This window comes from Chengkuizengella marina (genome assembly GCF_009910845.1).
In the GTDB taxonomy this organism is placed as follows: Bacteria; Bacillota; Bacilli; order Paenibacillales; family KCTC-33759; genus Chengkuizengella; species Chengkuizengella marina.
On the sequence record NZ_SIJB01000036.1, the window covers coordinates 1 to 13,390 of the forward strand.

Annotated in this window: 14 protein-coding genes; 3 read left to right on the forward strand and 11 right to left on the reverse strand. The window is 32.7% G+C overall.

Annotated elements, in window-relative coordinates; all coding sequences use genetic code 11:
* Together ERL59_RS17220 and ERL59_RS17225 are read right to left on the reverse strand one after the other, a co-directional pair.
* Nucleotides 1–1,349 (reverse strand): peptide ABC transporter substrate-binding protein (locus ERL59_RS17220; RefSeq protein WP_160647484.1); only part of this gene is annotated, 1,349 nt, incomplete at its 3' end.
* Between the two features lie 548 nt (nt 1,350–1,897).
* Entirely contained in the window at nt 1,898–2,161 is a 264-nt protein-coding gene (locus ERL59_RS17225; protein ID WP_160647485.1) for a YlbG family protein, read from the reverse strand.
* Nucleotides 2,162–2,212: 51 nt separating this feature from the next.
* Between ERL59_RS17225 and ERL59_RS17230 the strand changes: the two genes are divergently transcribed.
* Nucleotides 2,213–3,217 (forward strand): asparaginase, encoded by a 1,005-nt coding sequence (locus ERL59_RS17230; protein ID WP_160647486.1) that lies wholly within the window; start codon nt 2,213–2,215, stop codon nt 3,215–3,217.
* A 49-nt stretch (nt 3,218–3,266) separates the two neighbouring features.
* On the opposite strand, the gene ERL59_RS17235 is transcribed toward ERL59_RS17230, so the two are convergent.
* The 5 genes from ERL59_RS17235 to ERL59_RS17255 all read right to left on the reverse strand — a co-directional run bounded on the left by ERL59_RS17235 (nt 3,267) and on the right by ERL59_RS17255 (nt 9,145).
* On the reverse strand, nt 3,267–3,710 hold the full coding sequence (locus ERL59_RS17235; RefSeq protein WP_160647487.1) for a YlbF family regulator: 444 nt from the start codon (nt 3,708–3,710) through the stop codon (nt 3,267–3,269).
* A 43-nt stretch (nt 3,711–3,753) separates the two neighbouring features.
* Nucleotides 3,754–5,727 (reverse strand): helicase-associated domain-containing protein, encoded by a 1,974-nt coding sequence (locus ERL59_RS17240; protein WP_160647488.1) that lies wholly within the window; start codon nt 5,725–5,727, stop codon nt 3,754–3,756.
* Nucleotides 5,724–7,391: a DNA repair helicase XPB gene (locus tag ERL59_RS17245; protein WP_160647489.1), complete on the reverse strand. Its 1,668-nt coding sequence runs from the start codon at nt 7,389–7,391 to the stop codon at nt 5,724–5,726. Before ERL59_RS17245 ends, ERL59_RS17240 begins: the two co-directional genes overlap by 4 nt.
* An 80-nt stretch (nt 7,392–7,471) precedes the next feature.
* Nucleotides 7,472–7,912 (reverse strand): CBS domain-containing protein, encoded by a 441-nt coding sequence (locus tag ERL59_RS17250; protein ID WP_160647490.1) that lies wholly within the window; start codon nt 7,910–7,912, stop codon nt 7,472–7,474.
* A gap of 39 nt (nt 7,913–7,951) precedes the next feature.
* Nucleotides 7,952–9,145 carry an amidohydrolase gene (locus tag ERL59_RS17255; RefSeq protein ID WP_235929931.1) on the reverse strand — a complete coding sequence of 398 codons (1,194 nt, stop codon included), beginning with the start codon at nt 9,143–9,145 and terminating at the stop codon, nt 7,952–7,954.
* 154 nt (nt 9,146–9,299) lie between these two features.
* Here ERL59_RS17255 and ERL59_RS17260 point away from each other — a divergent pair, with 154 nt between their 5' ends.
* On the forward strand, nt 9,300–9,641 hold the full coding sequence (locus ERL59_RS17260) for a YugN family protein (protein ID WP_160647492.1): 342 nt from the start codon (nt 9,300–9,302) through the stop codon (nt 9,639–9,641).
* A gap of 10 nt (nt 9,642–9,651) precedes the next feature.
* Nucleotides 9,652–10,800 carry a putative lipid II flippase FtsW gene (gene ftsW, locus ERL59_RS17265; protein ID WP_160647493.1) on the forward strand — a complete coding sequence of 383 codons (1,149 nt, stop codon included), beginning with the start codon at nt 9,652–9,654 and terminating at the stop codon, nt 10,798–10,800.
* A 65-nt stretch (nt 10,801–10,865) separates the two neighbouring features.
* Here the strand turns inward: ftsW and ERL59_RS17270 are convergent, their stop codons facing one another.
* The 4 genes from ERL59_RS17270 to ERL59_RS17285 form a co-directional block, all read right to left on the reverse strand.
* The gene (locus tag ERL59_RS17270) at nt 10,866–11,234 is read right to left on the reverse strand and encodes an Asp23/Gls24 family envelope stress response protein (RefSeq protein WP_160647494.1); all 369 of its coding nucleotides are present in this window, start codon (nt 11,232–11,234) and stop codon (nt 10,866–10,868) included.
* A 93-nt stretch (nt 11,235–11,327) separates the two neighbouring features.
* Nucleotides 11,328–11,627: a DUF1507 family protein gene (locus tag ERL59_RS17275; protein ID WP_160647495.1), complete on the reverse strand. Its 300-nt coding sequence runs from the start codon at nt 11,625–11,627 to the stop codon at nt 11,328–11,330.
* Nucleotides 11,628–11,754: 127 nt separating this feature from the next.
* Entirely contained in the window at nt 11,755–11,997 is a 243-nt protein-coding gene (locus tag ERL59_RS17280) for an HPr family phosphocarrier protein (RefSeq protein ID WP_160647496.1), read from the reverse strand.
* 105 nt (nt 11,998–12,102) lie between these two features.
* Nucleotides 12,103–13,218: an aminopeptidase gene (locus ERL59_RS17285; RefSeq protein WP_160647497.1), complete on the reverse strand. Its 1,116-nt coding sequence runs from the start codon at nt 13,216–13,218 to the stop codon at nt 12,103–12,105.
* Nucleotides 13,219–13,390 lie beyond the last annotated feature (172 nt).

A 13,390-nucleotide genomic window follows, 5' to 3' on the forward strand; every position in this document is an offset into this window, starting at 1 on the left:
CGACCGATTTGATAATCTCCTGCATGAAGTTTATCAATGTATACGCCCCACTCAACGTTTTCTAAAGTCACTTCAATGCCAAACGCTTGGTTCCATTGTTCTTGAATTGCTTGAGCTATTTTTTGGTGTCCTTCACTTGTATTAAAGTTTAACACAATTGGAGGTAATTCGTCAGCACTAGATAATCCCATTTCTGCCAATGCTTCGTCAAATAACTTTTGTGCTTCTTCAACCGTAGGGTCGAAGTATCCATCAGTATTTAATGGCATGGAAAGTGGAACTGCACCCATTGCTGGTTTTTGGTTACCTTGTGCGATATAGTCAATAATTTCTTGACGGTTAATAGCATATGAGAATGCTTCACGCATTTTTTCATTATCAAATGGTGCTATTTCAGTGTTAAATTTGTACCAGTATACACCCGCAATTTCTTGCGTAATTAAATCGCCTGAATCCTTAAGAGGTGCCATTGCGTCTGTAGGTAAAGCTGAGAACGGAGCTCCTGCCCAATCTAAGTCTCCATTATCATACATTGCTAATTCTGTACTTTCATCTTCAATCATAGAGAAGTTAATTGTTTGTAATTTAACAGCATCTGCATCCCAGTAGTCTTCATTTTTAACTAATTCCACTTCACTGCCATGTTCCCATTTTGCTAATTTAAACGGACCATTTGTTGCATATAAATCTGATGCATCGTTTGCCCAATTTTCATTTGCTTCAACAATACTTTTATTAACAGGCATATAAGTATAAAATGCTGTTAATTCAAGGAAATAAGGAGTTGGATTTTCTAAAGTAACCTCTAACGTTTTATCATCTAATGCTTTGACTCCAACTTCATCTAAACTAACATCCCCTGCATTTGCAGCAGCTCCATTTTTCAAATAATAAAGCTGATATGCATAGTCAGCAGCTGTTGCAGGATCCAAAGCACGTTTCCATGCATATTCAAAATCATGTGCAGTTACTGGATCTCCATTTGTCCAATTGTTTTCTCTAATTGTAAAAGTATACGTTAATAAATCATCAGAAACTTGAATATCTTCAGCAGCTGAAGGTTCATACTCATTTGTTTCTGGGTTTAAACGAGTTAATCCTTCAAATGCAGATTTCACAATACCACCTGAAGTTGAATCACTTGCTAGACCTGGATCAATTGTTGGTGGCTCACTAGCGAAGTTAAGACGTAATACTTGGTCAGCTTCATCAGATGTTTCCTCACTACCCTCTGGAGTTTCTTCATTTGTTGGTTCTTCAGTTGTATCATCACCACAACCTACTAAAACCATACCCATAGCAAAAACTAAGGCTAGTACAAGAAAACTTAACTTAAACCCCTTTTTCATAAAACAAATTCCTCCTTGATTGTCTTTTATTCCTTGATTAATCAGATACCCTAAAATTCAACAAAAACAAATTTTCACTTGCACAAGTTTTAATGCTTTAGTATAATAAAATGTAAGCGGTTTTTATCTTTGAATGCCTACATAATAATTTCAAAATAAAACAATTTCAAACCCTATATATACAGGACATTTAGACCTTTTTTAATCAATTTCATAAATGAATAAAAATTGGTTTTTATACATATTGAGAACACTACTTGAACACAAGAGAAATGTGCCATTTTAGAAAAGGAGTATGCGATAAATCCTACTTTTCTAATTTAGGCACTTTTTTTGTTTTATTGAGATCTGATTAATAAAGAATATATATATAAAATAACCTATATATGATTTTCTTGTCAAATAAAATTTGATAATAGTTGACATAGTTCTCTTAATATTAAAGTATTTTCGACAACACTTGACACGAATATTACACTTGTTGATAATTAGATGTAATATATGTGATAATATGCTTGTGCTCTCTCACTAATGTCCTTTTCTTACATTTAAATGGAGTAAAATCTAGTTTTATCAGGAACATTAGTATCATATTCAGTTTTAATTTCTCGACGGTAAGATCTTTCTACATTTGTAACAAAATTCAACTTATTTAGCTGCACAATAACTTGCTCAACCTTATCTTCATTTACATACAACACCACGTATTTTAACTTTTTTGATACATAGTGGATGTTGCCAAATTTTTCAACTAATCTTAATGCTTTAATATGTTTAACCCATATGATGAGTCCAGTTCTTCCAGTAAACATGGTAACACCTCAAATTTTCAAAATATAGTAAAACTTAAAGGAGTGACATTTTTGTCTATTATTATACATGTAAAAAGAGGATCAGTGATCGAGAGTCAGCACAATGGTTATATCGTAGTTACTGATATAAATGGTCAAATAATATACCATTTAGGTGATCCTGAATATAAAACTTTTGCTAGGTCCAGTGCAAAAATATTGCAAGCGATTCCAATTATTGAAGAAACGTCCAAAAATAATATAGATTTAAGTGATGAAGAAATTGCAGTTATTTGTTCTTCTCATAATGGAGAAGCAGATCATGTGAATAAAGTTAAGTCAATATTAGATAAATTTAATTTAAGTCCTTCCCACCTACTATGCGGAGAACAACAACCTTTACACAAAGAAACTAGAGAAAAGTTATTACGTAAAAACTTCAAATTTACTACTTTGCATAATACTTGTTCCGGAAAACATGCAGGTATGCTTATTTTAGCAAAATTATTGAATAGTCCAATTGAAAGCTACTTATCAATTGATCATCCAGTTCAACAGGTCATGCTTAATACCATTGTTGAAATGTCCGGTGCAAAAATGAATGAAGTTGATATAGCTAAAGATGGCTGTGGTGTTCCAGTTTTTGGACTAAGTGTACATCAGCTAGCTAAAGCATATGCAAAAATTGGCTCCTCTTATTCACTTTCTGAAAATAGAGCACTAGCCTGTAAAAAAATTTTAAAAGCTATTTCGAAACATCCTTTTTACTTAGCTGGAACAGATCGATTTGACACACATCTCATTCATGTAACCCAAGGTCGAATCATTGGAAAGATGGGTAATGAAGGCGTATTTGCCTTAACCATTCCAACAGAAGAATTGGGAATAGCAGTTAAAGTTAGTGATGGTGCTGAAAGAGCATCTTATCCTACGGTTGTGGAAACACTCTCACAGCTTAATCTTATATCTACTTATGAAAAAGAAAAATTAGAAAGATTTCATTATCCAATCATTAAAAATCGCAGAGATGAAGTTGTCGGTCGTTTAGAACCTGCATTTAAGCTTTTACGTGCATAATATTATAAGGGTGTATAAGGAACCATTTGATCCTGTACATCCCTTGAATTTAACTGCACTTTCCACTACACCCACCTGAACCACAACCTGCAACAGTGGGTAATGGGTTATTACTGGGCACTTTAATTTCTTCAGATATTTCATGAGCGATTAATTTAGATACTGAATACAGTAAGTCATCTACTTTTTCCTCAGCCTCTCTAAACTTTTTCACTTGCTCCAGCTCATTCAATTTTTCTTCCACTTTTTGTACTTCTTCTAATGCAGAGTGATAATCAGGATGAAATTGTCCAAATCTTTGACAATCGTCATAAATTTCCTTCTTTTTTATAAATTGATTTATCAGTAATTGAACCTGCTGATCTTTTTCAATTTCTTTTTTCCAGTATATATAATTATGAAGCTCTTCAGAAGCATTTATCATATCACCAAGATCATATGCTTCCAATAACAACGAGGACATATCTAACTCAGTGATTTCATTAACACTCATTAATATCATTCCAATCTTATCTATTAGTATTGGGACTTAATTACTATTTATCATTTATCCCTGGGAAAATCAACCTCATTTCCTCCCAATCATGGGAAAATAAGGTGATATCTTTGTTTTTTTCAAAAGCGTGAATTAAAAGATCCCCTTCTTTTTCTTCTATTTTTTGAGGTAATACCATTCTTTCTACTTTGTTTTTTCTTAATTTTAAATATACATGATTATCAATTGCTTTTTGAATGATTTCTTTTTCTGTAGAAGGATGATACGATCTATATTGCTTTAACCAAATAGGCGGAATTTCTTCTAAGATAGGGTAAACATCTTTTATATTAGGGAATTTATGTTCCATTTCATAATATAACATGGTTTTATTTGAGTTCACTAATCCATTTGCTTCCTTAGCGTTTTCTAATATATATGAGCCATTAACTGTTTTATTGAAAGAAGGAAATTGTACTTTTTCATCTTCGCTTCCTTGTTTCAATGATGAAAACAATGGAGTATATCCATTTTTTTCGAGTTTATTTATTAATTCCTTTAGCAGATTTTTTTGAATAATAAAATCTTTTTCCCCTAGTTTTGTAATGATATAAGGTTGAAATAATGGATTGTCATTAAGTTGATGAAATGTCTTTTCATCCGCGCAACGTAAAAGAAGAACTTCCTGAAAAACGATTTTACCAACTTGTTCAGACCAATCTTCAACAGATTTTTTCACATTATCTGGTAAACCATATTTTGAATATTTATTTAAAAATTCAATAATATCGTTTGTAGTTCTCCCATTTTGCCTTGCTGTTTTTATACTTTTCTTCGTTATAGAATAATGCATAATAACATCTGAATTAGTCATTTCTGACATGCTTTCTAATTCCCAACGAATGTGGAATGGAACATTGGAGGGCACAAGAACCTCATAATCAGCCTGAATATAAAATTGTATTTCATCATGTTCTAATGGCTTAGCTGTGGAATTCAAATTCATCTTCCACTTAAAAACCATTTCATTATTATCCGTTTTACCTAACTGAATCCATCCGAAACCTACAAACACTTTCATCGAGTTTAGCAGTTGATTGAAACATTGTTTCTTCTCTATACCATAACACGACATCAATTGTGAATCTTCTATCCAATTAACTAGCTCTTGTATAGGATACCACATATCATAAGAAATGGTCTCCATTTTTGCCCATATTAATTGCAACCAAACTTGATTTGGCATACAAATTTGATGCCAAACTTCATATAAAATCTTATTCATTTGACAACTATTCTGAACTAACCATCCATGAATTTTATCCTTATTAAGTTCAACATGTTTAGATTTTTGTTCAGCTAACTTTAATCTAAGTAACAGATCATAAACAAGAACAAATGCTTTTGGATAAAAGTCCTGTCCCATATATTTTAAATCTATAAACTGTAAATCATCTTCGTTGATATCTAGTAAATTGCACATTTTCTGAAGCTGTCTCTTTTTAATCATTTTATCTTGAGTGAGTGAAACCTCATTTTTAGCTATATAGATCATCAATTGAAATAGATCAAAAATCAACCCCCTTCCTAATCTATCCAAGGGCTGAACAACCTCATCACCGATGCAACTTACATGCTTAATTTCAGGTAACAATACTTTTACCCATGCATGAAAAGCATCTTTTGGAATCACGTAGATATGTTCTCCCCATGTTTTACGAAATGTAAAAACAATTCCTTTTTGTCGTAAAAGCGTTAAACCCATTTTTAATTCAGCTTTCGAGAGTTGATCCTCCACTAATGATATAATATGCTTCCATTCAAATGGTTCATATCCTACGTTTCTAATTAACCATGATAATGTATGTTTTTCTATGTAATTCAGCTTTTCATAACACTCTGCTAGTAATTGTGGGGAGGTTAAGCAATCCTTAAGATCATGTCCATGTTTCATTAATTTTTCATAAGTAGATTGTGTTTGAATTTCTCTTAAGTAGGATTGTGGTAATTGGGATAGATACTTCTCACAATTCATGAAGTTAACAACTCCTTGTTTGTTATCTGTTTCTCATCAAGGATATGATATTGATAACCTTGCTCAACTAAAAACAACTGTCTTTTTAGTGAGAATTCCTGTTCTTTTGAATCTTTGGTTACAAGAGTATAAAAATGAGCTTGATTGTCTGACTTTTTGGGCCTTAAAACTCTGCCCAACCTCTGTGCTTCTTCTTGCCTTGATCCGTAACTCCCAGATACTTGAATTGCTACAGCAGCATCCGGTAAATCAATTGCAAAATTGGCTACTTTAGATACAATAAGTAATTTGATCTTACCCTCTTTAAATCCAGTATATAAAAGCTCTCTCTCATCATGAGATAATTCACCTGTAATTAAAGGAGCTTGAAAATGATTTGAGATTTCTTTTAACTGATCTAAATATTGTCCTATGATCAATGTAGGTGTATCAGGGTGTAGTTTGAGCAACTGATTAATTACTTTTATCTTCATGGGATTTTCACTTGCCAACCTAAACTTAAGTTTTTGATTTGTTATTTGATGATATTGATCTAAAACATCAGCAGATAAATCTACTCTAATTTCATAACATTCTACTTTAGATATCCAACCATGTTTCTCTAACTGCTTCCATGGAAAATAAAAACGTTTAGGACCGACTAAGGAAAACACATCTTCTTCTCTCCCATCCTCTCTAATTAAAGTTGCGGTCAAACCTAATCTTCTAGTTGCTTGAATATTGGCTGTTTCTCTAAAAACAGGGGCGGGGAGTAAATGTACTTCATCATAAATAATCAAACCCCAATTTCTTTTTTTAAATAATTCCATATGAATAAAATCATGATCTTTGTTTTTTCGATGTGTTAAAATCTGGTAGGTAGCGATTGTAACTGGTTTTACTTGTTTTATATCCCCAGTATATTCACCAATACATTCTTCTGGGACATCGGTTTTTGTTAAAATTTCCCGTTTCCACTGTTTTACAGAAGTCACATTCGTAGTCAAAATTAAAGTTTCACAGTTTAGTTTGGACATTACACCTATGCCAACAATGGTCTTACCAGATCCACATGGCAAAACGATAAGTCCGCTCCCCCCTGTTTTTTTTCCCCCTTGATAAAAAGCCTCGATAGCATCCATTTGATAATCTCTTAATTTCACATCACTCAACTGAATCTGTAAACTTTCACCGCATAAATATCCTGCAATATCCTCTACTGGAAATCCTAATTGAATTAGTTCTTGTTTAATTAAACCTCTATGTATCAAGTTTATTCTAGAAGAGAAATTATCAATTTCATCCTGCAAATAAGGCTGAATAACTTCAGATTTTCTAATTTCCTTCATAATATCTGAGTCTCTTGAAATTAATGTTAATTGGCCATTCTTTTGTTCTATTCTTAATATTCCATATCGATTCATGTACATTTGAATTTCTTTACATATTTTTAAAGGAATTTCAAATTTAGTATGTTTTTTTAAAAATTTTATAATGTCTTGAGATTTAATACCAGACGAAGATGCATTCCACATGGATATTGGGGTTATTTTATACGTATGAATATGTTCAGGTGTTTTCATTAGATCTGAGAAAAGAGATAAATACGCACTAATCTCTACATATTGAGGTGAGTTTGTTTCAAGAAGTATGGTTGAATCAGCTTGTACAATTAAACAAGACACGAAATTTCCTCCTTATTTGAAAAGGGGAGTCTCAATTTAGACCCCCCCTCTCTTTAAACCAACATATAAACACTACCTTTTTAATGTGCAAAATTTTGTGAATCATGGGTTGGTTCAGATATTTTACTTAATGCATCACTAGCTTCATTTTCAAAAATATCACGCACAGCTAAATCCCCTATCGCAACGATACCAACTAGATTACCATTTTCAACGACTGGTAATCGACGAATTTGCTGCTCTGCCATTATATTTGCTGCTTCATCAATATTTGTATCTGGTGAAGCTGTTGTTATATTTTTACTTATCACTTCTTCCACAGCAGTTGATCCTGATTTCTTCTCCGCATAACCTCTAATGACCAAATCTCTGTCAGTTGCCACTCCGATTAATTTTTTATTTTCCACCACAGGGATAATTCCTATATTATGTTCTTTCATTTTTACAGCTACTTCATAAATATTATCTTGCATGGTTACTGTTACACAATCAGTAGTCATGATTTCTTTTAATGTTGACATGGTAACACTCCTTAATTTTTCACAAATTCGGATTCAAATTTAGAGTTTCCCATTTAACCCATTTACATACATATAATCTAACGTCATTCCTAAAAGTAATTGCACAGCATTTTTCATTGCACTTTCTTCAAAGTCAAATTTAGGGTGATGATGAGGAAAGTTTATTCTTTTCTCTTCATCTCCTGCTCCTACAAACATAAAACATCCAGGAATTTTTTTTAAGTAATATGAAAAATCCTCACCTGCCATGATGAGTGGAGATGTCATAATTTTTGAATTCACAAATTCATTTTTTTCCATTTTAAAAAAACGATTCGTTTCCTCTTTATGGTTTACAACAGGAGGGTATACATTAATGTAATTTAATTTAATTTCAGCATCGTACATGATTCCAATTTGTTCACAAATATGTGTAAAACGTTTTTGAATATTAGCCCTTATGTCATCACTAAACGTTCGTACAGTGCCTTTAATCGTACATAATGAGGATATGATGTTAAAACTGCTTCCTGAATGAAAGGAACCAACAGAAACAACAGCAGGGTCTATAGGATTTACCATTCGACTTACAATAGATTGTAATTGCACAACTAACTGTGCCCCAATATATGTACTATCCACAGTATTATGTGGTAATCCTGCATGCCCTCCTCTTCCAACAATTTTAATCTCAAACTCATCTACTGATGCCATAATAGGTCCAGCAATACAAGAAACATTCCCTGATTGTAATGGTGTCCATAAATGGATTCCATAAATAACATCAACATCTTCCAATGCACCGTCATTAATCATAGTTAAAGCTCCACCTGGATATTGCTCCTCAGCAGGCTGAAATATGAGTCTGATCTTCCCATTTAACCCGGATCGATCTTCTTGTAGTATTTTAGCGATAGCAAGTAAAATTGTTGTATGACCATCATGTCCGCAAGCATGCATTATATTTTGTTCTTGTGAAGCATAATTCACTTTCTTTTGGTCTTGAATAGGTAATGCATCTATATCTGCTCTTAATGCTACTGTAGGTCCAGGTTTTTTACCTTCAATCGTTGCAATCACTCCAAGGTCATTTTTTGATTTTTTCGCTTCAATTCCCCAATTTGAAAGTTTGTCAAATATAAATTGAGTTGTTTTAAACTCTTGAAAAGATAATTCAGGATTCATATGTAAATGCCTTCTCCAATTCACCATTTCAGGAAAAAGTTCTTCAATCTTTTGATAATATTTTTTCATTCTCATCACCTTCTAATCAAATCATTATCTTTTCATATTATATCATCATCTTCATTAAACGTTTGTCATGAAATTTTAAAAGGTTAAAACTTGCACAACTGATTGAAACATAATATCATGGATAAAGAATAAATAGGACTTTGGAGGTTATTTCATGATATTAGATAAAACAAAACTACAAGGGGTACAAAGTGAATTAAAATATATGGACGAAATCACAAGTGGACTAGGCTTTGTGAGAGGTCAGTGGGAATATTACCGTGCTACATATGATTTCAGAATTCAAGATGAAAAAAACGATGTGTATTTTTTAAGAATAAATTGCAGAGTTATTGATGGAAAAATGGAGTCCCCTTATGCTGTTTTAACTCCAGAAGATATTTACATAGGTATAGAGTCGTTCCCTCACGGACTAGATTATAGTGTTGAAATCCCTGAATCAGTATTAAAAATAGCAAATGATAAAATGTCTGAATTAGAAAAGCTATTGAGCTAGGGTATAGACAATGGATACTAGTCAAAGAGGTACACCAGATTTTATTCTACTTTTTTTAACGTTTTTACTAGTAGGGTTTGGGATCGTAATGGTTTTTAGTTCCAGTTCACCGATTGCCTCTTTTTACTTACAAGATGCTTTATATTACACCAAAAAGCAAGTTCTATTTGCAATCGTAGGTTTAGTTGTTATGTTTTTTGTTATGAATATGCGTATCGAAAAACTTAAGAAATGGATTGTGCCTGTCAATTTTATGATTATAATCATGCTCTTTATGGTATTATTTACGGAGCCAATCAATGGTGCGAAAAGTTGGATACCTTTGGGGTCTTTCGGTACTATACAACCATCTGAGTTTGCAAAGATTGGAATTATTTTATATATTGCTGCGCTCATATGTAAAAAAGGAGATCAGTTTAGAAATTTTAAAACGGGTTTGCTTCCTGTATTAACCATTATCGCATTTATATCTTTATTGATATTGATTCAGCCCGATATTGGAACAGCTGCAATCCTAATCTTTGGAACAATGTTAGTTGTTTTTGTAGGTGGAGCTAACCTTAAACATTTATTAGGTATTTTTGCAATTTTTTCTGGTCTGATGACTTTATTTTTACTGATCTTAACCAATATTGAGATAACGAGCGGACCTATCAATGAAAGATTAAGCCGATTTACTTCCTATCAAGACCCATGGGCAGATCCATTAGGTGGTGGATATCATATCATCCAATCATTATATGCGTTTGGACATGGGGGAATGACAGGTGCTGGATTTGGACAAAGTATTCAAAAGCTATTTTATTTACCCTTTGCATATAATGATTTTATCTTTTCAATTATTGGTGAGGAATTAGGCTTTATTGGCAGTACCCTTTTTATAATCACATACTTGCTATTATTGTGGAGAGGATTAGTCATTTCTATTAAATCACCTGAAATGTTTGGAACATTAGTAGGGACTGGTATAGTTGGAATATTAGCAATCCAGGCACTAATCAATATAGGTGGAGTGACCAATGCGATCCCGATAACTGGAGTCCCTCTTCCGTTCATTAGTCAAGGAGGCTCTTCTTTGATCACCTCTTTAATCAGTGTCGGCATTCTACTTAGTATCTCACGTGAAAACAATAGACTAGCCAAATTAGAAAAAAAATAACCCCATATCGGGGTTATTTTAGAATTTTCCAACTTTACCTACTTAATATATTTTATGAATATAAGTTATTTTACTCTTTGAAGCGTTTCAGTTACTTCCTCTTGGAAAGCAACACCTTCCACTTTAACATTTACCTCCACAACAGATAGACCAGTCAAACTCATTACAGATTCTTTTACATTTGTTTGCAGGTTTTTGCAAACCTCATGAATTTTTGAGCCATAATTTACGATCACTCGCAAATCAATTGCAGTTTCTAATTTGCCTACTTCAACAGAAACACCTTTTTGTACATTTTTACCACTTAACCTTTTTGCAAGTCCTTCTGAAATCCCTCCAGACATACCTGCGATTCCAGGTGTCTCAATGGCTGCTAAACCAGCAATTGTAGCTACTACATCGTTTGATATACGAATATCACCAGTCTCGGACATAAGCTCACCCCTTCTTATTTTCAATATATGAAATAAAAAGCTCTTTATAGAGCTAATTTGAAATAGTAGAGGTGCCCTTTTTATAAAAAGAACTCAAAGACACTCATCTTTACTTTGATTTAGTGCTTCATACAGTTTAGCTAAATTTCTTTCAAGCTCACTTAAAATTTCCTTACCTGTTGTATTAGTCATTAAACCTGCTCTTACAGCAAAATCAATTTCTCTTGATAAGCCGTACATTTGAGTGTCCAAAACTTCCTCATATAAAGGACATCTACGATTGGCGAGTGTTTCCATTTGCACTTCGATCAACTTTAAAATTTTATCTGCATCTTCTTTAAGAAGATTATAGGCTTTTTGAACTAAATCGTTTGATATTTCAGATGTAGACACCCAACTTCCCCCCTGTGATATGGTCACTACCCTTTTAAAAAATAGTTTAGACGAAAACGTGGAAATACACAAGAGATGATCTATAATTCATGAAGGAAGCAAGGTAATAAAGGATAAATCATTAAGATTAATCTTTTTTTACTACAATTGTTAAATTATGCTTAGCAAATACTTCTTGCATGCTAGCAATGGCTTCTTCTTGGTCAGGACCATGTACGTGTAATTCATAACTATTTGAATCCACTAAGGTAGTAAACAAACCTAAAATACTCTTAACATCAATATACTTGTTTTCAAACTGTAGTACGATAGAAGAAGTAAATTTATTAGCGGTTTGAGATATTTCCATAATAGCTTCATTTTTTGACATATGTTTCCCTCCATTATTAAATGCCATATATTTCATTAAATATATGATAACTCGTGTTGATGAATTCACGCAAGTTATTTCTTAGAAAAATACGACTACAGCCCGTTATGTTAGATTTTCTGGATTTAATAGCGCTAATTCACTAATCACAAAACGACCATCTTTTCGAATTAACCTGTCATCAAAATAAATTTCTCCACCTCCGAACTCTGGTCTTTGGATCAATACTAAATCCCAATGTACGGAAGATCGATTACCATTATCTGCTTCATCATACGCTTGACCAGGTGTGAAATGCAAGCTACCATCGATTTTTTCATCAAATAAAATATCCTTCATAGGATTTTTAATATATGGATTAAAACCTAAGCTAAATTCCCCTATGTAACGTGCTCCCTGATCTGAATCCAAAATCTTGTTTAGTCTTTCTGAATTGTTACTTGTAGCTTCAACTATTTTTCCATTTTCAAACTTGAACTGTATATTTTCAAAAGTGATACCTGAATATACAGTTGGAGTATTGTATGAAATCGTTCCATTCACTGACTCTAATACAGGGGCCGTATACACTTCTCCATCAGGAATGTTATTAGAACCGGCACATTTAATAGCAGGAATATCTTTAATTGAAAAGCTTAATTCTGTTCCTGGAGATTTGATTCTGACCTTATCTGTTTGATTCATTAACTTCACTAATGCATCCATGGAATTAGACATTTTAGCATAATCCAAGTTACATACATTGAAATAAAAATCTTCAAAATTTTCTGTACTCATATTAGCAGATTGAGCCATCGAATTATTTGGATATCTTAATATTACCCATTTTGTTTGTTTCACCCTCTGCTCAGAATGTACAGGATGACGGTAATCATTAATATACATCTTCATTTTTTCATCAGGTACATCAGATAATTCATTGGAATTATCACCTGAGCGAATGCCAATATAAGCATCCATCCTTTTCATACGAATTAAATCGTAGGATGACCACTCTTCAATTTGACCCTTTGAAGCATTCATTAATAAAGATCTCATTACTGAAGGATCAGTAATTTCTACAAAAGGAAGCCCTCCACAAGCTTGAACTTCTTCAATAATACTTTTCAATAATTCTCTTTCTGTACCAATCATCTCAATTAAAACCTTTTCTCCAGGTTTACATTCAATAGAATAATTTACTAACTGTTTAGCTAGTGTTTGTACTCTTGGATCTCTCACCTTATCAACCTCCATATCTTTTAACCAATCACAATGTTCTACATAAAAATTTTAACACAATTCTTCCGTGATTTAAAAGTTTAGTATCCTTCACGATAATCAAACTCATATTAATTAAAAAATGCTCAAATGTTAGGTCATACTGATTTCATCTCTATACATTGAGCAATTT

Coding starts and splice junctions, on each gene's coding strand:
- ERL59_RS17225 (WP_160647485.1), bottom strand. CDS start 2,161: ATGTTTACTGGAAGAACTGGACTCATCATATGGGTTAAACATATTAAA.
- ERL59_RS17250 (WP_160647490.1), bottom strand. CDS start 7,912: ATGTCAACATTAAAAGAAATCATGACTACTGATTGTGTAACAGTAACC.
- ERL59_RS17235 (WP_160647487.1), bottom strand. CDS start 3,710: ATGAGTGTTAATGAAATCACTGAGTTAGATATGTCCTCGTTGTTATTG.
- ERL59_RS17280 (WP_160647496.1), bottom strand. CDS start 11,997: ATGTCAAAAAATGAAGCTATTATGGAAATATCTCAAACCGCTAATAAA.
- ERL59_RS17255 (WP_235929931.1), bottom strand. CDS start 9,145: ATGAAAAAATATTATCAAAAGATTGAAGAACTTTTTCCTGAAATGGTG.
- ERL59_RS17260 (WP_160647492.1), top strand. CDS start 9,300: ATGATATTAGATAAAACAAAACTACAAGGGGTACAAAGTGAATTAAAA.
- ERL59_RS17240 (WP_160647488.1), bottom strand. CDS start 5,727: ATGAATTGTGAGAAGTATCTATCCCAATTACCACAATCCTACTTAAGA.
- ftsW (WP_160647493.1), top strand. CDS start 9,652: ATGGATACTAGTCAAAGAGGTACACCAGATTTTATTCTACTTTTTTTA.
- ERL59_RS17270 (WP_160647494.1), bottom strand. CDS start 11,234: ATGTCCGAGACTGGTGATATTCGTATATCAAACGATGTAGTAGCTACA.